Origin of the sequence: Levilactobacillus sp. (assembly GCF_022646225.1) — a bacterium.
GTDB lineage: Bacteria > Bacillota > Bacilli > Lactobacillales > Lactobacillaceae > Levilactobacillus > Levilactobacillus suantsaiihabitans.
The window spans coordinates 58,218-77,868 of sequence record NZ_JALCJA010000005.1 but is presented as its reverse complement, the minus strand read 5'-3'; the positions used below and the strand labels follow the sequence as shown (position 1 = coordinate 77,868).

The following is a 19,651-nucleotide window of genomic DNA, read 5'->3' as shown; positions in this document are numbered from 1 at the left end:
ACAGCTTCCGTTTTGAAATTAGGGCCCATCACTCTCAACCACATCATTAGCTGATTTTTGCCTATCAATCTTTAGTTTGATAGTTATATTGTACTTGAATTCAGAATTGATGTCTATCGCCGCGCCGGTTTCCCGCCCGTTTTGTCAAGCAGGTCACCAAGTGCGTGACCACAAGCAAAAGGCGCACCAGAAACCACTTCCAGTCCGCCCCTCCTTGGTATTTAGCTAATCGCGGAACACCGCCGCGGAAATGTGCTTGCCCTTTACCTGGCGCCGCCGTGCTTCGCGGTACAAGAACAGGTAGGTCTGCCGAGCCAGCGCCGTATTAGCCGTCATTTGATTGTCGGCGTCCGCAATGGCTTCTTCCGTTTGCTTGGCGTGATCCCAGCGATCTTTGGCGTCGTCGATGGTCAACAAGAGCTGTTCATCGTAGGCCGCCTTTAAGCGAGGGAGTTGGCGTTTCTTTTTTCCAAACATGCAAAGTCCCTCCTTACATTTCTGTCCGGCCTTCAACCGCCTTGAACAGGGTCATCTCATCGGCGTACTCAATGTCGCTGCCGACGGACAGGCCGTGAGCCAAGCGCGTCACCTTGATGCCCGCCGGCTTGATCAGCCGTGACAGGTACATGGCCGTGGCTTCCCCTTCCGGCGTGGCGTTGGTGGCAATGATGACTTCCTTAATCGCCGGATTGCTCTGGAGCCGGTTGATGAGGCTGGTGATGTTTAAGTCCTCGGGCCCCTTGCCTTCAATCGGCGACATGACCCCGTGCAAGACGTGGTACAGGCCGTGGTATTCCTTCATCTTTTCCATGACCATGATGTCCTTGGCCTGTTCGACCACCAACACGTGCGTTTGGTCACGCGTCTTATCGGTACAAATGGTGCACGGGTCACTCTCCGTGATGTTGCCACAGATCGAGCAAAAATGTAGGTCCTTTTTAGCTGAGACCAGCGCCTTGGAAAATGCCTTAACGTCATCTTCTTGCATATCAATCGTGAAGAAGGCCAGCCGCGTCGCTGACTTTTGCCCAATACCGGGCAGCTTCATGTAGCTGTCGATCAGCTGCGCAATGGGTTCTGGATACTGCATGGTCCCAACGTCCTTTCTAAATTACATCCCCGGAATGTTCATGCCTTGCGTGTACTTCCCTAAGGACTGCTTCGTTGCCGTTTCAACTTGGTCCAACGCATCGTTGACCGCGGCTAAGACCAAGTCGGCCAACATGTCAGGATCATCGGGGTCGATGGCTTCTGGCTTGATCGTCAGGTCGGTCATCTTCCGTTCCCCAGTAAACGTGGCTTGGACCATGCTATCTGGTGAGACACCGGTGAAGGTTTGCGCGTTCAAGTTCGCTTGGTCTTCCGCCATCTTCTTTTGCATTTGCCGCATTTGTTTCATCATACTACCCATATTTCCCATGTTCCGCATTGTTCGTCATCCTTTCAAGGTTTAATCGTCTTTAACATCCACAATATCTTTACCAAATAATTCTTCGGCCTTCGTCACGACCGGATTGGCCGCTGGTTTGGCGGGCTGTTCCGCATCCCCGGCATGATTATTCTGCAGCTCATCCTTGTGCGCCGTCAAATAATTCTTCCGGATCACGGGCCAGTCCTCCTTGGGCACAAACACGACGGGTAACGCCGTGCCAATCATCCGGTCCAGGCCGTTTTCAAGCGCATCCGTCAGCTCGTGATCGGACGTCGCGCGTTGATACAAGAAAGCGTAGTCAAACGCCACGATTACCCCGGAGTCGGCCGCGGCGACCGGTTGCGACACCTTCATGACCGCGCGTTGCGTGATCGACAGGCTATTCAACACGTCGGGCCAGACTTCCTGGAGTTGGTTGAGCTTCTCGCGCGTCGCCGCGCCCAAAACCGGATAGATCTTGGCCAAATTGACTTCCTTAGCCGGCGCCTTTTTCGTGACCCGCGGCTTTGCGGCTGGCTTGGCCGCCACTGGCGCTTGTTCTAGTTGCTTAACCGTCGACTTGAGTTGATCGACCTCGTGTTGCAAGGCCGTCAACGCCGACGAGCTGGCCGCCGGTGCACTCGGCGTCGCGGCCGCGGCGTTCGGTGCCGCTGGTGCAGCCGTTGGCGTGGCGCCCTTTTGCCGGCCGATTTCAGCCAACTTGATGGTCAAGATTTCCAAATAAACGTCCGGGTGCGTGGTGAAACGCATCTGTTGCTGGATGGCGTTTAATTCGTTGATCATCGCGTACATCGTTTGGGCGGGCGTCTGCTTGGCCAACTGTTGAAAGTCGTCGCTGACACTGCCCATTTCGGCTTCTTCAACTAGCTGTGGTGCCTGTTGATAGAGCAACAGGTCACGCGCATAGCTGATCAGGTCTTCGGTAAACCGTTCGGCGTCCTTACCGGCTTCCAGCACGGATTGCAGGGTCGCTAGCGCCGCCTTGGTGTCGCCACCCAGCACCTGTTGCACGTAGGTGGCCAGCAGCTCGTGTGTCACGCTCCCGGTCACCAGCAACGCGTTGTCGAGGGTAATTTCATTGTCGCCAAACGACAACGCCTGGTCGAGGATACTCAACGCATCCCGCATACCCCCTTCGGCCGCCTTGGCAATCACCTTGACGGCCTGCTCATCGTAGGTCACACCCTTTTGATCCAAGATGTAGATCATCCGGTTGTAGCTGTCACTAGCCGCGATGCGTTTGAAATCAAACCGTTGCGTCCGCGAAATAATCGTGGCGGGAATCTTGTGCGGCTCCGTGGTCGCCAGAATAAAGATCACGTTGGCCGGGGGCTCTTCCAGCGTCTTCAGCAAGGCGTTGAACGCACCAGTCGACAGCATGTGCACTTCATCAATGATGTAGACCTTGTAATCGGCCACCGTGGGCGCGTACTTGACCTTGTCGCGGATGTCCCGAATCTCTTCGACCCCGTTGTTGGAAGCGGCATCGATTTCAATGACATCGTTCAAGGTCCCGGCCGTAATGGCTTTACAGGTCTCACATTCATTGCAGGGCTCACCGTCCGTTTGGTGATGACAGTTGATGGCCTTGGCAAAAATCTTGGCTGCCGAGGTCTTCCCGGTTCCCCGGGGTCCCGCAAAAAGATAGGCGTGGCTGATCTGATTCGTCGTAATGGCGTTCTTCAAGGTCCGGGTAATGACTTCTTGCCCAATCATATCCTCAAACCGTTGGGGCCGCCAAACCCGGTAAAGTGCTTGATAAGCCATGCAATCCGTTCCTTTCGTTTACATTTTTGCGGCGCAGTTCGTGAAGCAATTCCTGCGCCCTCGTCTGTTCCTAAGTTAAATTCGCTGATTAATATTATAGCCTTTTTCAGTGGTCGCTGTCACGGATTGACTAGCAGATTTACGCAAAATTAATCCGGTGTGAATAAACTAGCCGCCTCCCGTTGCGCGAAAGCTAGGCCGGAACGCTGGGGGGGGAGGACCGCCCCGAGCCAAAGCCCGGTCTCGGTGCTTGCTTTGAGCCAGAAGTTCGCTGTCTCAAAGTCACCAATTTGCCAGCAAAGACCACTGGCAAATTCCCCGGCTGAGCCTAGTTTCGCTCCACTCCCGGCTAACACGTGACGGGAGACCATCACGCTTAGTTAAGGCCAAATCTTGACGTCATCCATTACTTACTAATACTAGCCAAGCCAGTTGCCTGCGGCTGCCAGCAACGACCGGACACCGATCAATCAGCCTCCAGTGGTTATAATTCCCAAGAAAAACATCATCGTTTCTTCCATATAAATAATCAAAACTGTCAACGGCCCACAGCGAATGACTAAACGCTGTCATAATTGTCACGTCGATTGATTACTTCTACGTTAGCTCATTTATGCCGTTAATAAAGTTAATCACGAAATCTCTCATTCCCCAATGCCATTTATCTCGCCGGAGTCAGGCAGACATCTGTCTTAGCCACATCACCATAAAAACGAGCCTGGACAAAACCTCCCAAGCTCGTTCCTTCACCTTCACATAGCTGAAGCGTACGCCAACAGGCAGCCGGTGCCGCTAAAACCTGATACCCAAACAATCCAAGCCCAGGATTATTCGGTTATCAGCCTTAATGCTCGCCGGCTAATCGCCTTTTGACCCACTCTCAACAAAAAACTCCCAGTCCAACGACTAGGAGTTGTTAATATCTCATAAACTTGAAGCACAAAGCGAAACGAACTTAGTGCTGCTTCCTTCCGGACCTGACACGATTCGTAAGCCCACCCTTGCTTCAAGGCCTTAACGGCAAGTACTAGTGTATCATGCTTTTTTCTGGTTGTCTAGCGTCTTCTCAGTTTGTGCTTGCGCCGCGGCGCGTTTGGCCTTCTTACGGGCCTTTTGCCGCACGCGCGCCGCCTTGAAGAAGCGGACCATCCGTTCACCGGCGTCCTTGGCCAAGAGCCCCTCGTGGACCGTGACCGTGTGGTTCAACCGGCTGTCCGTCAACGTTTCGTAGAGGCTGTCGACCGCACCAGCCTTGGGGTCACGCGCCCCATAAAAGACTTCCGGGATCCGCGAATTGATGATGGCGCCGCTACACATCAGGCACGGCTCAATCGTCACGTACAGTTGACACTCTTCCAGCCGCCAGCTCTTCAGTGTCCCGCAGGCTTCTTCGATTGCCCGAATCTCCGCGTGCATGGTGGCATCGTTGCCGTGTTCCCGCAGGTTGTGCCCCCGCCCCACGATTTGGTTGTCGTGGACGATGACCGCGCCGATGGGGACCTCGCCAATCAGGGCCGCCTGGTCTGCTTCGAAGAGGGCCTCTTCCATATAGTGGCGTTGCCGCCCCGTATAGTGCTGATCTCGCATCCAGACCCCTTCCTTTCCTGTTCGTTAGGCGAGCGTACTCTCTAAAATGTAATAGCCCTTGTCCTTTTTAATGTTGGTACAGTTACCAAACGTGGCTTGCATGGTCTTTTCTGCGGACGGCGCCCCCTGCTTCTTTTGCAGGACCACCGTCAACGTGCCGCCCGGGAGCAAGTGCTCCTTAGCCCCCGTCAACATAGCCGTCACGACCTGTTTACCGGCCCGAACTGGTGGGTTCGTAACGATAGCCGCGTAACGCTCCGTGACGTTGGCATAGACGTCGGAAGTCTTGATGTCGACGTTGTCGATTTGATTGGCCGCCGCATTTTGCCGCGCCAAACTTAGCGCCAATTCATTGACGTCGACCATCGTGACCTGCCGTTCAGGCCACTTCTTAGCTAGTGCCAGGCCGATTGGGCCGTATCCGGTACCCAGGTCCAACCACGGGCCCGCTGGGGTCTTATCCGCGTTAAACGCGTTGAGCAATGCGCGTGAGCCATAGTCCACCCTGTTTTTGGAAAAAACACCGTTGTCGGTGGTAAACAACAATTCGTTGCCTAAGAGGGTAAACGGCCAATGATGTTCCTCGTGTAAAACGTCTGGATTTTGTGTATAATAGTGATTAGTCAATTTCTCCGCCACCTTTATCTCTTATTTTACCGTAGATACCTCGTGGTGGCTAATAAAAAAAGATTATTCGCTGAGACACCATATTTGGTAGTTATTGTATGTATCAACTACCAAATATGGTGTCTTTTTTCATTGTAATTTTCGCTGACTGGTGTAAACTGTACTCATCGAGATTGAATTTGATGAGGAAGTGGCAACAATGAAAGTAACGGTTTATTCCAAGAACAACTGTATGCAATGCAAGATGACGAAGCGTTTTCTGAGTGAACACAACGTGGAATTTGAAGAACGCAATATTAACCAGAATCCCGAATATGTGACATACCTCAAGGAGCAAGGGTTCCAAGCTGTTCCCGTCGTTGAGGCTTCCGGTCACCCTGCCTTTTATGGCTTCCGGCCGGATCAATTAACGCAAATTGCGGGCTAAGCTCTTTTTGAGTTGGTTCCCATTCGTTTTTGGCGATGTCGTGGTTTACACGGTGGCGCCATTTTTATTTGACACTTGCGCATTCTAACCTAGAAAGAGTTGACTAGTATGAGTTTAAAAGACCTAACCGACGTCACGTATTATGATTTAAATAACGAGATCAACATCCCCGTGAACGGTCAGATTCCGTTGAACAAGGACCAGGAGGCTTTGCAGGCTTTCCTCAAGGAAAATGTCATCCCCAACACCAAGACCTTTGCGTCGTTACAGGAACGCTTTGACTACTTGATTGCCAACAACTACGTCGAAAAACATGTTATCGACGCCTACCCAATGGCCTTTATCGAGGACCTTTACGCCTACTTACGGGCCCAAAATTTTCATTTTAAATCCTTCATGGCAGCGTACAAATTTTATGCGCAATATGCCCTGAAGACCGACGACAACGACTACTATTTGGAAAACTTCATCGACCGGGTCGCCATGAACGCCCTAGATTTTGCGGACGGTGACCAACAACTGGCCCATGACCTGGCTGACGAAATTATCCACCAGCGTTACCAACCGGCGACGCCCAGCTTCCTTAATGCCGGCCGTTCGCGGCGGGGCGAACTGGTCTCTTGTTTTCTGATCCAGTCGACCGATGACATGAATACGATTGGCCGGACCATCAACTCTGCGCTCCAACTCTCCCGTATCGGTGGCGGGGTCGGCATCAGCCTATCCAATTTGCGGGGCGCCGGTGACCCCATCAAACACATCGAGGGCGCCGCTTCTGGGGTCGTCCCCGTCATGAAGTTGCTGGAAGACAGCTTTTCTTATTCCAACCAATTGGGCCAACGGCAAGGGGCCGGCGTGGTCTACCTCAGCGTCTTCCATCCCGACATCGTCGCCTTTTTGAGTGCCAAGAAGGAAAACGCCGACGAAAAGATTCGGCTGAAGACGCTGTCTCTTGGGATCACGGTGCCCGACAAGTTCTACGAGCTGTGTGCCGCCGACGCGGACATGTACCTATTCAGTCCCTACGACGTGGAACGCATCTACGGCAAGCCATTTGCCTACGTCGACATCACGAAGGAATACGACAACATGGTCGCCAACCCGGACATCCGTAAGAAGAAACTCAAGGCCCGTGACCTAGAAACGGACATTGGCAAGCTCCAACAAGAATCCGGTTACCCTTACATCGTCAACATTGATACGGCCAACCGCGAAAACCCCATTGATGGGCGCATCGTCATGAGTAACCTGTGCTCCGAAATCATGCAGGTCCAAACGCCATCGACCGTGAACAACCAACAAGAATACATTCAAAAGGGAACTGATATTTCCTGCAACCTGGGGTCCACCAACATCGTCAACCTGATGGCAGCCCCCGACTTCGGCCACTCCGTTGAGACCATGGTCCGGGCACTGACCTTTGTGACCGACCATTCCGACATCGACGTGGTCCCATCGATTCAAAAGGGCAACCAGCTAGCCCACACGATTGGCCTGGGCGCCATGGGCTTACACAGCTACTTTGCCAAGAACCACATGATGTACGGCTCCAAGGACAGCATTGCCTTTACCAGCGTTTACTTCATGTTACTGAACTACTGGACGCTCAAGGCCTCCAATCAAATCGCCAAGGAACGCCACGAAACGTTCCACAACTTTGAGAAGAGCACCTATGCTTCCGGGACCTACTTCGACCGCTACACCGAAACTGACTGGCGGCCAACTAGCGAAAAGGTCCAGGGCCTCTTTGCCAACATCTGGCTACCTTCTCCGGAGGACTGGGCTGCCTTGAAGGCCGACGTCATGCGCGATGGCCTGTACCACCAAAACCGGATGGCCGTTGCGCCGAACGGGTCCATTTCCTACATCAACGACACCACGGCGAGCCTACACCCCATCATCAACCGGATTGAGGAGCGCCAAGAAAAGACGATTGGGAAAATCTACTACCCTGCGCCTTACCTGGACAACGACACCATGCCGTATTACAAATCCGCTTATGATACCGACATGCGCCGGGTCATCGACGTTTACGCCGCGGCCCAAAAGCACGTCGACCAGGGGATGAGCCTGACACTGTTCATGCGCTCGACGATTCCCGCTGGCCTGTATGAATGGAAAGATGGCCGGACCGATAAAATGACGACGCGGGACCTGAGCATTCTGCGCAACTACGCTTATCGCAAGGGCATCAAGTCACTGTACTACGTGCGGACCTTCACCGACGACAACAACGAAGTCGGCGCCAACCAGTGTGAAAGCTGCGTCATTTAGCGGTCACCAGTCAATAAAAAAGGAGCGGTTGTCATTGGCACGAACTGAAAATTATAACGCAATCAATTGGAATCAGGTCTCAGACGAGATCGACAAAGCGACCTGGGAAAAGCTGACCGAACAATTTTGGTTGGACACCCGGATTCCCGTTTCCAACGACTTGGATGACTGGCGGACGTTAGACACCGACCACCAGTGGGTCGTGGGGCACGTCTTTGGTGGGCTGACCTTACTGGATACCCTGCAGTCTCAAGACGGGATGGCAGCGTTACGCCGCGATGTCCGGACCCCGCACGAAACGGCGGTCCTAAACAACATTCAATTCATGGAATCCGTTCACGCTAAGAGTTACTCCACGATTTTCTCCACGTTAAATACGCCGGATGAAATCGACGAGATCTTCCAATGGAGTGATTCCGAAGAATTTCTGCAAAATAAGACCAAGCGCATCTACGACCTCTACCACGATGATGAGCATCCCCTGAAGAAGAAAATTTCCAGTGTCTTCTTGGAAACCTTCCTGTTCTACTCCGGCTTCTTTACGCCGCTGTATTACCTGGGGCACAACAAGCTCAACAACGTGGCCGAAATCATTAAGCTGATCTTACGGGACGAATCCGTCCACGGCACCTACATCGGCTACAAGTTCCAACTGGGCATGAAGGAACTGACCGACAACGAGCAGCAGGCCATGAAGGACTGGATGTATGATTTTCTTTACCAGTTGTACGACAACGAAGAAAAATACACCCACACCCTCTATGACCAAATCGGCTGGTCAGACAAGGTCTTGACGTTTATTCGTTACAACGCCAACAAGGCCCTGATGAACCTGGGGCAAGATCCCCTCTTCCCCGACACGGCCGAGGACGTCGACCCCGTGGTTATGAACGGCATCTCCACCTCAACAGCCAACCATGACTTCTTCTCGCAGGTCGGTAACGGCTATCTGCTGGGGAACGTCGAAGCTATGAGCAGCGACGACTACAACATCGGTGAACCCGCCGATCCGGACGACCCTAGCAAGTAACCGCGTCAGTCATTTTAAATGAATACGAAAGGACCTGGGAAGATTTTTGCTCCCAGGCCCTTTTGTCGTTCTGACTCGTGATGTTAGGATTAGTTGCTGACCGCGTCATAATGGGAACTGGCCGCCTACCGTTCGCCAAATATGGGTTGGAACGCTGGGGCGGACGGGTCGAGCCGAAGGACGGTCTCGACGCCTCGCTTTGAGCCGAAAACCACGTCTCAAAGACGCCAGTTTCCTAAGCGGCAAGAACCACGCCGCTAAGGAAACTCCCACGGCTGAACCCATATTTGGCAAACTCTCGGCTACGGTAGTGCTTGTCAGTAACAGTTGCCTTAACCCCAGATAGCAGCTGCGTTGACGACTAGTCTATCATTAACACAGTGTTACTGATAGCCGTCAACTTGCCGGAGTCAGCCAGGATGGCGCCAGCTGGGTCGGCGGTGTTGGCTGAGTTTTTGTCTCAGCCTACAGCACGGGACGACTTGAGAGACTGGCGGATTTTTCCAGGCTTTCAAGCGAGCCGGAAGACCGCCCCTCAGGCTGGAGGTGTTCCCCAGAGCAGGCCCTACCCTAGCCTGACGCAGGCACCTGGTTTCGCCAATCCTAGGTGTCAAAACACTGCTGTTCCGGCAATCAACACACCAATTAAATTTACGGCCACCGTTCACTTGAAATTCTCAAGTATTGGTGTAAGATTCAGGGTAATCGCCGTCGCTGGGGCTTACCCCGCCGTCAGAAACTTGGCTGTCGTAAAGGCCGGGGCCGGATACGTGTAGAAGCCTTGGCGATTTTCTTCGCCGAATTTATCATGGTCTAGGAGCTCGCGCTTGAGCTTGTGAGCCACATCGACCAGGTCGCCCTTCCCCGGCTCACGGCCGGCCGCCAACAACAGGTGATAGACCTGGCGCAGGCCAATCTCATCGAGCATGCCAAACGGGCCCATCGGTGACTGAGTGGCAATCATCCAGGCCCGGTCGATGGTTTGCGGGTCGGCAACGTCGTGGAGCCACAGCGTCAGCGCCGTGTTCACGAAGGGCAGGAGCAACGACGTCAGCACGTACCCCGGCGTTTCACGATGAATGGCAATTGGCACCAAACCAATCTGCCGCACGAAGTGACACGCGTGGCGAAAGACTGCCGCATCGGTGCCAGCATGGCCCATCACTTCGGCTAAGCCGTGGGTACACAGGTGGTCTGCGAAATGCATGGCGAGAAACTTCGCCGGGCGCCCCGTGATGGCCGCAAATCGGCTGGGTAACATGGTCGCCGAATTAGTCGCGATGATGGCCTGTTCGGGGGCCACCTGGGCCAGTTCCGTATAAAAGATATTCTTGGTCGCCGCCACCTCGGGGAGCGCCTCGATAATCAAATCAGCGTCCTCCACCGCCGTTTCCAGGTCCGTCGCAAAATCAATGCGCGCGTTGGTGTCGAAGATGACCGCCGGCGTTGCGTTGAACTGATGGGCGTAGTCCAGATTCAACTGGGCCAGCCGCCGTTTAGTCGCCGCAATCGCCGTCGCATCAACGTCTTCAATGACGACCTGAAATCCCCGATAGGCAATTTGATAAGCAATCTGACTTCCGCGCGAGCCACCCCCGGCCACGACGATTTTCTTAAACTTCATGCGTGTCATCCTCCCCGCTGTTAGCCTACTACATGCTTCCCAGCATACGCACCTCTCAGGTCGGTAACAATTAACCCTACCTAGTTAGGGGAACCAGCTAACTAAGGGGCCCAATCAAACCATGATTGATTCTTTTTCCCACGCAACCGATTTTAACTCACTTATTGGAGGTCTTTTTCTTGCCAACGATTAAAAATGTCTGTGTTTTCTGTGGTTCCAACCACGGGTACGATCCACAATTTCTCGCCCAAACCAACGCCTTGGGCCAATATCTAGCCGCTAACCACCATCCACTGGTCTATGGCGGCGGTAAAGAGGGGCTGATGGGTGCCGTGGCGACTGCCACCATGCAAGCCGGCGGCCAGGTCATTGGCATCATCCCCACCTTTTTGAGCGAGCTGGGTCTGGCCAAGACCGACATCACCACGCTTCTAGAGACCAGCACCATGGACGAACGTAAGGACGAAATGCTCCGCCAGGCCGACGCCTTTATCGTGTTGCCCGGTGGGTTTGGCACCTTCGAGGAGTTCACGACTATGCTTTCCTGGAGTCAAATCAACGTCCACCAAAAGCCCATCGCCCTGTTCAACATCGACCACTACTACGATCCATTGGTCACCATGATGCAAAAGAGCTGTGACGCCGGCTTTGCGCCCCAGGAAAACATGAACCTCTTCATCGATGCCACCACGATTGACGAGATTTTCACCGGCTTCGCCAATTTTCACCACCAGCTGCCGTTCAAGTACACGAACTAAAAGAGTGGGCTAAAAGGCGAGCATTAAGGCTGATAACCGAATAACCCTGATTTTGGATTGTTTGGTTATCAGGTTTAAGCGGAACCGGCTGCCTTTTAGCGCACGTTTCAGCTACGTAACGGCTCGCGGTCCGCCTACCGTTCGCCAGTAACAGTTGTCTTAACCCCAGGTAGTAGCGACATGGGCGGTAGGTCTATCATTAACACAATATTACTGATAGACGTCAACTTGCCGGAGTTAGCCAGGGTGGCGTCAGCGAACCAGAAGACCGCTTCTCAGGCTGGAGGTAGTTCCTGCCTGGTTTCTCCAATTCCAGTGGACAAGGCACTGTCAGTTTGAAAATCAACGCCTCAATCTTGCTTTTACCTTTTAGAAAAATAGCGCGTCGACTGGCAGAAGGCTGCTGATCGACGCGCTATTTTAATGACTCAGCTGGTGTCGGCCGCTATTTTCGCTACGGTGGAATTACTGGCTCCAATCTTAGATAGCCGAAACGTGCGCCAACAGGCAATCGGTTCCGCTTAAAACGGGTAACCAAATAATCTAAGACCGAGATTATTCGGTTACCCGCCTTAATGCTCGCCGATTAACCGCCTGTTGGCGCACTCTTGTGATTTACTCCCGATTTTGCCACTGCACCTCATCAGACATCCAGTGGCCGAACCACTTGGGGGCTAGCTTGCTGCCGACCGGTGACCAGCGGTTGATGACCGACATCAGCTGTAACATGCTGAAAATCAGTGACTGACGCCGACGATAGGCCAAGTATTTGGGCTCCCAATCGGTGACGTATTTTTCCTTGTACGCCCGCAGCCCTTGGAAACTGTAGAAGTTCGAGCCGTACTCGTAGATCAAGTGGGCGACCCGTTCTTCAATGAAGCTAAACGTCGACACACCAACATTGGCCAGCGGCGCCATCCCCAGGTTAAAGCTCAGGTAGCCGGTTTCCCGGCAGGTCTCAAACAAATAAACGAACAGGCCGTCCATGATGCCAGACGGGGCATCTCGACTAGCCCGCATCAAGTCAATCGACGTCATGCGGTGGTCTCCCGTCGGCATCAGGTTGGCAAAGGCAACGACCTTCCCCGTTGCGTCCTGCATGACGGCGATGGGGGCCTCGTTCAGGTAATCACGGTCAAAGAAGCCCATCGAGAACCCCTTTTCCGTTTCGTCATGGAGCCAGGAATCCGAAATAGCCTGCAGCTCTTGGAATTGCGCATCGCTCAGGGGTGGTTGGATCAGGGCAAATTGATAGCCCTCGCGTTTAAACTTGTTGATCAACGCCCGTTCCCCGCGGTGCGCCTTGCCAACGAGGCTGAAGGTCGCCAGGTCGACGTGCCCCTCTTCACCCACCTTGATGAAGTCAAAGCCCATTTCGTGCAGCCGCAGCGTCAGCGATTCACTGATTTCATAAAATACGGGACGCAAGCCGGCCTGATTGGCATCGTGCATGAAGGCCTGCAGCGCCGGTGCGAGGTAGTCCTGATTGCCGATTGGTTCGCCCATGACCAGCAGCTTGTCGGCCTTTTGCCGGAACAACAAGAAGAGTTGGTCGGCCCCATCGGCCTGGTAAAAATACGCGCGTTTGTCCTGCAAGAACGCCAGATGACTGACCTCGTTGCCGCCAAATTTGGTAATAATGGCCCGCATCCGTGGCGCATCGTAAGGCGCGTGGAGCCAAGCCGGCTTCGACGCGGACAAGTATCGGTAAATGCCAATCAAAATCAATAGCGCGGCTAACAGGCTGCCCAGGCCGGTCAACCAGACCTGCGTCGATGGTAGTAGCCAGGCGCTCGGCAAGAATGGCCGGTGGTGCCCACTGGGAAAGCTAGAAAGGCCCAGGATGGTGTACAACACGAAGGTCCCCACGTAGATCAGGCCGTCGACCAGCAGGCCACCCCACGAGTAATGGAAGCCTGTCCGGTAGAGTTCCGGTCGGGCAAAGAGCAGGCAGGCCAGTACCAGGCCCAATAAGATGGCCAGGCCAACCGGGAAATTTTCGCGCCACAGCGTCACGCCAATGGCCACGACTAGCACCACCAGCGTCGGCCAATACGCCCGTTTCACCCGGGCGCCCACCCCACGAGCCAGCCCGATCAACAGGAAGGCCATGACAATGTTGGTAATTTGACTCAGGAAATAAAACATGTAAGGCACCAGCCGCAAATAAAAGCGGTTGGCCAAGACCACATCGGGAATCGTGGCAAAAAGCAGCATCATCACGCCAGAAAAGTACAAGAAGATGGTCACGAATAAATGCGCCGCTCGCCGCAGTGCCGCCACCGGAAGGCCATTTAAGAAGCGATTCATCCGCCGACCAACGTCGTGGATGAAGAACCCCACCCCCACGCCAAACGGCAGGAGGTAGTAGAACAACCGGTACAGCAACAACCAGCCCGTGGCGTCGGCCCGACTGACCCCTAAGAAGCCCAGGCCGATGATCATGAAGACATCAAAGGAACCCAAGCCCCCGGGAATCATCGAAACGACCCCAGCAACGGAAGCGACCACAAACATTGGGAAGACCGCCGCCAACGGAATCGGCAAGCGCAACGCCCAGCCAATCAGGAGAAAGAACAGCGCGCAGCTCCCCCACTCCAGGCTGGACCCCAAGATCAAGATCCCTTCCCGTCGCCACGTGAGGTCCTGGAAAAACTCGCTGTCGCTAATCCGGGTAAAGATGAAGATGACGGGGAAATACAGACCGCCGCCTAATAGCCAAAACCAATATCCCCGGAACGGTGCGCCGATGTCGAAGCCAAATAAAAAGACCAACGCGACCCAGCACGACAAAGATAAGCCGGCCAGTAAGAAGAGCGCAATCTTGGAGATGGCGTAGACCACCTGCTTTTTCGTCGCCGACTCGGCATAGAAGTTGGCGCGCAGACTGGCCCCCAATAGACCGCCCATCCCCGCCAGATTGGTGAAGGTGTTGGTGGTCCACCCACTGCGAATGACGTAGCCGCGCGAAAACTTGCCCGGCAAAAATTGCACAATAGAAAAATCGTAGATCAGCATCGGCAAGACGGCCACGAACCCACACACCAGCAATAACATAAATGTCGCAGTATCCAAGGACGCCAGTTCCGCCTGGAGCTGTTCGCCACTGACCTCATGGGCAATGCGCCCAACCATTTGAATCACAAAAATCAAAATCGAAAAGATGAAAATCCCTTTAATTAACGTTAGGTGTTTCTGTATCCGCCCCCACAATCTTTTCCCCATAATGATTGACCCCTCCCCGTAGTTCTTCATTATCGCAAGCTGACTGCCAAAGGACAATCTTAACCCCGTTGAACACCCCGGTTAATTTGTCTACTTAACAGCTCAGGTTATTTCCAGCATACCAAAAAGGCGCAAGGCCGCCCACCATTTTCGGCGGCCTTACGCGAATTTTAAAGCTTCAATCTGAAGATCTAAAGCCAAAAATCAACTGGAACTATTGTTACCAGGCGACTCATGGCGTTAAAAATCGTTGTTTTCAGCCTCACAATGTGAACTGGCCGCCTACCGTTCGCCAAATATGGATTGGAACGCAAGACGGGTCGGTCTCAAAGTGGCCTCATGGCCGAAACGTGCGCCAACAGGCAACTGGCGAGCATTAACACTGCTAGGCAGTTAACCGCCTGTTGGCCCACTCTTTTTCAGCTTCAATAACAAATTAGTCAGCCAACCCACCATACGGGTGATCCTTGGTAATCTGCGCGTAGTGCCGCAGTTCATCAGCGGCTTCGGTCAGACGCTGGGCAAAGTGGTCACTGTTGGCCGCGTCGGGTACCAGGTCACCGTCAGCCGTAAAGTTCGGTTCGGCATTCCACAGCAAAACAGGCGTCGGCAAGACCAGCATCTTCAGCATTTGCAAGATGCCGACAAATGAGGCTGCCGCAAGCATGCCACCATCGCTGTACTTGGAATAGGTCACGATTTGCACCGGCTTAGCGGCAACCTCAGGGCCCACGAAGTCCAACGCGTTCTTGAGACTGCCGGGAATGGCATGGTCGTATTCGGGACTCAAGATGAGGTAGCCATCCTGAGCGGCCAGCACATCTAACCACCGTTTCTCCGGTGCCGCCAAGTGCTGAATGGGTTCCGACAAGGGCGTCTCAGCGTGGTCGTACAGTGGTAACGGATAATCTTGTAAGTCGATCCACGTATACGTCACCTCAGGCGTTGCTAAATGCCGTTGTAAATACTGAAAAACCCGGGCGCCCAGTGAGTTCGTCCGCGTCGTACCGAGAATTACGCCAATTTTTACTGTCATCTTCGTGACCTCCTAGATTTAGTGACAAGGTCAACTATAACACGTGGGTTAACTGATTACAATGAAAACTAATTAATCATTTGATAACTAAAAGTAAGTAAATCATCCATATAAAATTACCAGCAGCCATTCCGTGGTGTTCCCCACTGGCGGTTCTGGCTGGCGCAATCAGCGCGTTTTTCCTTAATTTTGGACACAAAAAAACCGTCACCCACAACAGGCAACGGTTCGTTTTTGAGTACGTAATTACTTAAGCGTAACAGTACCACCAACGGCTTCAAGCTTTTCCTTGATGTCGTTAGCTTCGTCTTCAGAAACGCCTTCCTTGATGACAGATGGTACGTTGTCAACAAGACCCTTAGCGTCCTTCAAACCTAAACCAGTGATTTCACGGACAGCCTTGATAGCCTTAACCTTGGCGTCACCAGATTCAGTTAATTCAACGTCGAATGAATCCTTGGCAGCAGCGTCGCCACCAGCAGCACCGGCTGCAGCAACTGGGGCAGCAGCGGATACGCCGAATTCGTCTTCGATACCCTTAACTAAGTCGTTAAGGTCAGTAATGGATGCTTCTTTAAGAGAAGCGATGATAGCATCTTTATCAAAAGCCATGTTATTTTCCTCCAATAATTGGGTTTTATATTTATGTTTCAATCAGGGACTTAGGCTGCGTCGCCTTCGTCACCCTTGTCAGCAATCGCCTTAACAGCGTAAGCCACGTTCCGTACTGGTGCTTGTAAGACATTAGCCAGCATAGAGAGCAGGTCTTCACGGCTAGGCAACGTTGCGTAGGTGTTGATTTCGTCGATAGACATAATCTTGTCTTCGATGTAACCACCCTTGATTTCAAGGGCGTCAACACTATCTGCAAACTTCTTCAAAACCTTAGCTGGGGCGATTGGATCCTCGTCAGAGAAAGCAACGGCAGTAGGACCAGCGAAGAGTTCGTTTAAACCTTCGTAGCCAGCCTTTTCTGCAGCCCGAACCAAAATCTTGTTCTTGATGACGCTCATTTGAACGCCGGCTTCACGCAATTGCTTCCGTAAGTCCGTTACTTGTTCAACGGTTAAACCACGGTAGTCAACTACGATAGCACTGGTGGCGTTGTTGAACTTTTCAACAACTTCATCAACCTTTTTAGCTTTAATTGCAATAGCTTGTTCACTCAAATTGTTCACCTCCCGGAGTAGTTTGGTGGGATAAAAAAATCCCTATGCCACCAAGACATAAGGAGTCAAAAGTTTAAGTAAACTTCTGCCTCGGCAGGAAATTAAGACCATTAGGCCACCTGAGTCTTAGGTAGATCTATTAAATACAACCTCAATAGCATACAATACTTCAACATTGCTGTCAATGCATTGCTAGGGATTTTTTTAGTTTTGCTTTAACTTAGGCTAATAAAGAAGCCAAGTCAACGTTGACACTAGGGCCAAACGTTGAAGCAATAGAAACGTGTTGTACGTAAGTCCCACGCACAGCGGCTGGGCGAATACGAACAATCGTTTCGGCAATGGTCTTCAAGTTGCCGGCAAGCTTGTCAGCATCAAAGGAAACCTTACCAAAAGGAACAGCGACGTTACCGTCACGGTCAGTCCGGTAGGTAACTTGACCATTCTTAGCATCGGAAACGGCCTTTTCGACGTTCATCGTCACCGTACCCGTCTTAGGGTTAGGCATTAAGCCCTTAGGACCTAAGACCCGACCTAAACGACCAACTTGGGCCATCATGTCTGGCGTTGCAATGGCAACGTCAAAGTCTAACCAGCCGTCTTGGATACGTTCAACTAAGTCTTGGTCGCCAACAACGTCAGCACCGGCAGCTTGAGCAGCCTTAGCTTGATCACCCTTAGCGAATACGATTACCGTGGTTTCCTTACCGGTACCATTTGGCAATACTAATGCGCCACGGAGTTGTTGGTCCGCTTGCTTCGTATCAACGTTAAGCTTGAAAGCAACTTCAACAGTTGCATCGAACTTAGCGAAATCCATCTTCTTAACTAAATCAACAGCTTCGCCCATGGCGTAGACCTTGTCAGCCTCGACCATCTTGGCAGCGTTTTGATAATTCTTACCTCGTTTGTGAGCCATTTTTGTGTATTCCTCCTTGCAAATGTGGTTGTAACGGATAAACCTCCCACTTGACACATTTCATTTTCGTGAAGTGTCCGACTATCCGAAAACTGAGCTTAACCTTCGACCGTGAAGCCCATGCTCCGGGCAGTACCTTCAATCATGCGCATAGCTGCTTCAACGTCAGCTGCGTTTAGATCTTGCATTTTAGTTTCAGCGATTTGCTTAACTTGATCCTTGGTTACAGTAGCAACCTTCTTCGTGTTAGGTTCGCCGGAACCACTTTCAACACCAGCAGCCTTCTTCAACAGCGTTGCTGCTGGCGGAGTCTTGGTGATGAAATCAAAGGAACGATCTTCATAGACACTGATCACAACAGGAATGATCATACCAGCTTGGTCAGCGGTACGAGCGTTGAATTCCTTAGTGAAGCCCATGATGTTGATACCTGCTTGACCTAAAGCTGGTCCAACTGGGGGAGCTGGGGTTGCTTTACCCGCAGGAATTTGTAATTTAACGACATTAGCTACTTTTTTAGCCACGAGACAATACCTCCTTGAGTCCGTGTGTGGTAAGTGGGGCTGTTAGTTTGCCCCTCCCACTTTGTGCATATGCGTCACGCATACCTGAGAATCATACCACATTTTACTAACCGCAACAAGTTATTTTCTGAAAACATTGGCGAAACTGGTCCGTGACCAGTCGCAGCATTATTTCAGAATGGGGTCGACTTGGTCGAAGTTCAGTTCCGTGCTGGTTTCCCGGCCGAACATGTCGATGTTGACCTTCAACTTCATCTTTTCGTTGTCAACTTCGGTAATCTTACCGACTAAGCCACTGAAGGCGCCGTCCACGATGGTGACAGAATCGCCAGGGGCCACGTCCAGATCGGCGTGCCGCGCAGAAATCCCCACGCGCCGCAAGATCCGTTCGACTTCATCTGGCAACAGTGGCGTTGGCTTACTCCCTTGCCCATGGGACCCCAAGAACCCAGTCACACCTGGCGTGTTCCGCACGATGTACCAAGCTTGGTCACTCATGACCATTTCCACTAAGACGTAGCCCGGGAAGGTCTTTTCCATCGTGACCTTGTCCTTACCGTTCTTAACTTCGTGTTCCTCTTCTTCCGGCACAACCACGCGGAAGATGTTGTCTTGCATCCCCATTGATTCGGCCCGGGATTCCAAGTTTGCCATAACCTTGTTCTCGTACCCTGCGTAGGTGTGAAGAACGTACCATTGCTTTTCAGCTGACTCAACCATGTTTGGTGCACTCCTTTTAATATCATTGACTTTTCGAGCAAAATAAAAAAACTCCGCGTACACGAAGTTCCCTGTTACCAACTAATATAGCATATTTTACGTGATTTGACTACCGACAATTCCACTAGGCGAGGAACTTTAAGCCATATTGAACGACCCAGTCAACGACCGCAAAGAAGATTGCGAACAAAACTGAGATGCCAATTACAGTACCGGTATCATGCCGGGTCTGCTTAACGCCGGGCCAAGAAACTTGTTTCATTTCGGCACCGACCGATTTGAAGAAACGGATTAAACGCATGGTGTTGCCTCCCTAAAATTAGTGTTTGTCATTGTTGTCAAAATTAACGGGTCTCACGATGTAAGGTGTGTTTCCCACAGTATTTACAGAACTTCATAACCTCTAGTCGCTTCGTGCGGGTCGCACTCGCGGTGATGGTGTAATTCCGCGACCCACAAACTGAACAAGCTAAAGCAATCTTTCGTTGAGCCATTTTGCCACCACCTTCTATTAAAACCTAGCGTTACTCAT

At 52.3% G+C, this 19,651-nt stretch carries 20 protein-coding genes, 1 other RNA gene and 1 other annotated feature; of the genes, 4 read left to right on the top strand and 17 right to left on the bottom strand.

Annotated elements, in window-relative coordinates:
- Positions 1-225 precede the first annotated feature (225 nt).
- The 7 genes from LKH74_RS09195 to LKH74_RS09165 form a co-directional block, all read right to left on the bottom strand.
- The gene (locus tag LKH74_RS09195) at positions 226-477 is read right to left on the bottom strand and encodes a YaaL family protein (protein ID WP_135367493.1); all 252 of its coding nucleotides are present in this window, start codon (positions 475-477) and stop codon (positions 226-228) included.
- A gap of 13 nt (positions 478-490) precedes the next feature.
- Positions 491-1,090 carry a recombination mediator RecR gene (recR, locus tag LKH74_RS09190; RefSeq protein WP_135367494.1) on the bottom strand — a complete coding sequence of 200 codons (600 nt, stop codon included), beginning with the start codon at positions 1,088-1,090 and terminating at the stop codon, positions 491-493.
- 21 nt (positions 1,091-1,111) lie between these two features.
- A complete protein-coding gene (locus LKH74_RS09185) occupies positions 1,112-1,429 on the bottom strand; it encodes a YbaB/EbfC family nucleoid-associated protein (RefSeq protein WP_125575629.1) in 318 nt (105 codons plus the stop codon).
- 21 nt (positions 1,430-1,450) lie between these two features.
- Positions 1,451-3,199 (bottom strand): DNA polymerase III subunit gamma/tau, encoded by a 1,749-nt coding sequence (gene dnaX, locus LKH74_RS09180; RefSeq protein WP_287708390.1) that lies wholly within the window; start codon positions 3,197-3,199, stop codon positions 1,451-1,453.
- Between the two features lie 926 nt (positions 3,200-4,125).
- Positions 4,126-4,212, bottom strand: an RNA gene (gene ffs, locus LKH74_RS09175) — signal recognition particle sRNA small type.
- Positions 4,213-4,234: 22 nt separating this feature from the next.
- On the bottom strand, positions 4,235-4,786 hold the full coding sequence (tadA, locus tag LKH74_RS09170) for a tRNA adenosine(34) deaminase TadA (protein WP_135367497.1): 552 nt from the start codon (positions 4,784-4,786) through the stop codon (positions 4,235-4,237).
- Between the two features lie 24 nt (positions 4,787-4,810).
- Entirely contained in the window at positions 4,811-5,413 is a 603-nt protein-coding gene (locus tag LKH74_RS09165) for a class I SAM-dependent methyltransferase (protein WP_287708391.1), read from the bottom strand.
- Between the two features lie 199 nt (positions 5,414-5,612).
- Between LKH74_RS09165 and LKH74_RS09160 the strand changes: the two genes are divergently transcribed.
- The 3 genes from LKH74_RS09160 to nrdF all read left to right on the top strand — a co-directional run bounded on the left by LKH74_RS09160 (position 5,613) and on the right by nrdF (position 9,144).
- Positions 5,613-5,840, top strand: a complete 228-nt coding sequence (locus LKH74_RS09160; RefSeq protein WP_135367499.1) for a redoxin NrdH — start codon at positions 5,613-5,615, stop codon at positions 5,838-5,840.
- 108 nt (positions 5,841-5,948) lie between these two features.
- Positions 5,949-8,114 (top strand): class 1b ribonucleoside-diphosphate reductase subunit alpha, encoded by a 2,166-nt coding sequence (gene nrdE, locus LKH74_RS09155; protein ID WP_287708393.1) that lies wholly within the window; start codon positions 5,949-5,951, stop codon positions 8,112-8,114.
- A 34-nt stretch (positions 8,115-8,148) separates the two neighbouring features.
- Positions 8,149-9,144 (top strand): class 1b ribonucleoside-diphosphate reductase subunit beta, encoded by a 996-nt coding sequence (gene nrdF / locus LKH74_RS09150; RefSeq protein WP_135367501.1) that lies wholly within the window; start codon positions 8,149-8,151, stop codon positions 9,142-9,144.
- Between the two features lie 721 nt (positions 9,145-9,865).
- Here nrdF and LKH74_RS09145 read toward each other — a convergent pair.
- Complete coding sequence (locus LKH74_RS09145) at positions 9,866-10,768, bottom strand: 3-hydroxyacyl-CoA dehydrogenase (RefSeq protein ID WP_287708394.1); 903 nt, start codon at positions 10,766-10,768, stop codon at positions 9,866-9,868.
- Positions 10,769-10,947: 179 nt separating this feature from the next.
- Between LKH74_RS09145 and LKH74_RS09140 the strand changes: the two genes are divergently transcribed.
- Positions 10,948-11,526 (top strand): TIGR00730 family Rossman fold protein, encoded by a 579-nt coding sequence (locus LKH74_RS09140; RefSeq protein WP_135367503.1) that lies wholly within the window; start codon positions 10,948-10,950, stop codon positions 11,524-11,526.
- A 615-nt stretch (positions 11,527-12,141) separates the two neighbouring features.
- On the opposite strand, the gene mprF is transcribed toward LKH74_RS09140, so the two are convergent.
- The 9 genes from mprF to rpmG all read right to left on the bottom strand — a co-directional run bounded on the left by mprF (position 12,142) and on the right by rpmG (position 19,613).
- Entirely contained in the window at positions 12,142-14,751 is a 2,610-nt protein-coding gene (gene mprF, locus LKH74_RS09135; RefSeq protein ID WP_287708395.1) for a bifunctional lysylphosphatidylglycerol flippase/synthetase MprF, read from the bottom strand.
- Positions 14,752-15,187: 436 nt separating this feature from the next.
- The gene (locus tag LKH74_RS09130) at positions 15,188-15,787 is read right to left on the bottom strand and encodes an NADPH-dependent FMN reductase (RefSeq protein WP_287708396.1); all 600 of its coding nucleotides are present in this window, start codon (positions 15,785-15,787) and stop codon (positions 15,188-15,190) included.
- Positions 15,788-16,033: 246 nt separating this feature from the next.
- Positions 16,034-16,399 carry a 50S ribosomal protein L7/L12 gene (gene rplL, locus LKH74_RS09125; protein ID WP_125575618.1) on the bottom strand — a complete coding sequence of 122 codons (366 nt, stop codon included), beginning with the start codon at positions 16,397-16,399 and terminating at the stop codon, positions 16,034-16,036.
- Positions 16,400-16,449: 50 nt separating this feature from the next.
- On the bottom strand, positions 16,450-16,956 hold the full coding sequence (gene rplJ, locus LKH74_RS09120) for a 50S ribosomal protein L10 (RefSeq protein WP_135368201.1): 507 nt from the start codon (positions 16,954-16,956) through the stop codon (positions 16,450-16,452).
- Between the two features lie 24 nt (positions 16,957-16,980).
- Positions 16,981-17,105, bottom strand: a sequence feature (ribosomal protein L10 leader region).
- 71 nt (positions 17,106-17,176) lie between these two features.
- A complete protein-coding gene (gene rplA, locus LKH74_RS09115) occupies positions 17,177-17,875 on the bottom strand; it encodes a 50S ribosomal protein L1 (RefSeq protein WP_135368202.1) in 699 nt (232 codons plus the stop codon).
- Positions 17,876-17,973: 98 nt separating this feature from the next.
- A complete protein-coding gene (rplK, locus tag LKH74_RS09110) occupies positions 17,974-18,399 on the bottom strand; it encodes a 50S ribosomal protein L11 (protein ID WP_020088139.1) in 426 nt (141 codons plus the stop codon).
- 168 nt (positions 18,400-18,567) lie between these two features.
- Positions 18,568-19,119, bottom strand: coding sequence for a transcription termination/antitermination protein NusG (gene nusG / locus LKH74_RS09105; protein ID WP_125575615.1), 552 nt, complete (start codon positions 19,117-19,119; stop codon positions 18,568-18,570).
- 124 nt (positions 19,120-19,243) lie between these two features.
- Complete coding sequence (secE, locus tag LKH74_RS09100) at positions 19,244-19,420, bottom strand: preprotein translocase subunit SecE (protein WP_135368203.1); 177 nt, start codon at positions 19,418-19,420, stop codon at positions 19,244-19,246.
- A 43-nt stretch (positions 19,421-19,463) separates the two neighbouring features.
- Positions 19,464-19,613 (bottom strand): 50S ribosomal protein L33, encoded by a 150-nt coding sequence (gene rpmG / locus LKH74_RS09095; RefSeq protein ID WP_082153174.1) that lies wholly within the window; start codon positions 19,611-19,613, stop codon positions 19,464-19,466.
- Between the last annotated feature and the right edge of the window lie 38 nt (positions 19,614-19,651).

What these genes read in the sequence shown, in the direction of transcription:
- LKH74_RS09195 (WP_135367493.1), bottom strand. Translation starts at nt 477, where the DNA reads ATGTTTGGAAAAAAGAAACGCCAACTCCCTCGCTTAAAGGCGGCCTAC.
- recR (WP_135367494.1), bottom strand. Translation starts at nt 1,090, where the DNA reads ATGCAGTATCCAGAACCCATTGCGCAGCTGATCGACAGCTACATGAAG.
- LKH74_RS09185 (WP_125575629.1), bottom strand. Translation starts at nt 1,429, where the DNA reads ATGCGGAACATGGGAAATATGGGTAGTATGATGAAACAAATGCGGCAA.
- dnaX (WP_287708390.1), bottom strand. Translation starts at nt 3,199, where the DNA reads ATGGCTTATCAAGCACTTTACCGGGTTTGGCGGCCCCAACGGTTTGAG.
- tadA (WP_135367497.1), bottom strand. Translation starts at nt 4,786, where the DNA reads ATGCGAGATCAGCACTATACGGGGCGGCAACGCCACTATATGGAAGAG.
- LKH74_RS09160 (WP_135367499.1), top strand. Translation starts at nt 5,613, where the DNA reads ATGAAAGTAACGGTTTATTCCAAGAACAACTGTATGCAATGCAAGATG.
- nrdE (WP_287708393.1), top strand. Translation starts at nt 5,949, where the DNA reads ATGAGTTTAAAAGACCTAACCGACGTCACGTATTATGATTTAAATAAC.
- LKH74_RS09145 (WP_287708394.1), bottom strand. Translation starts at nt 10,768, where the DNA reads ATGAAGTTTAAGAAAATCGTCGTGGCCGGGGGTGGCTCGCGCGGAAGT.
- mprF (WP_287708395.1), bottom strand. Translation starts at nt 14,751, where the DNA reads ATGGGGAAAAGATTGTGGGGGCGGATACAGAAACACCTAACGTTAATT.
- LKH74_RS09130 (WP_287708396.1), bottom strand. Translation starts at nt 15,787, where the DNA reads ATGACAGTAAAAATTGGCGTAATTCTCGGTACGACGCGGACGAACTCA.
- rplL (WP_125575618.1), bottom strand. Translation starts at nt 16,399, where the DNA reads ATGGCTTTTGATAAAGATGCTATCATCGCTTCTCTTAAAGAAGCATCC.
- rplA (WP_135368202.1), bottom strand. Translation starts at nt 17,875, where the DNA reads ATGGCTCACAAACGAGGTAAGAATTATCAAAACGCTGCCAAGATGGTC.
- nusG (WP_125575615.1), bottom strand. Translation starts at nt 19,119, where the DNA reads ATGGTTGAGTCAGCTGAAAAGCAATGGTACGTTCTTCACACCTACGCA.
- secE (WP_135368203.1), bottom strand. Translation starts at nt 19,420, where the DNA reads ATGCGTTTAATCCGTTTCTTCAAATCGGTCGGTGCCGAAATGAAACAA.
- rpmG (WP_082153174.1), bottom strand. Translation starts at nt 19,613, where the DNA reads ATGGCTCAACGAAAGATTGCTTTAGCTTGTTCAGTTTGTGGGTCGCGG.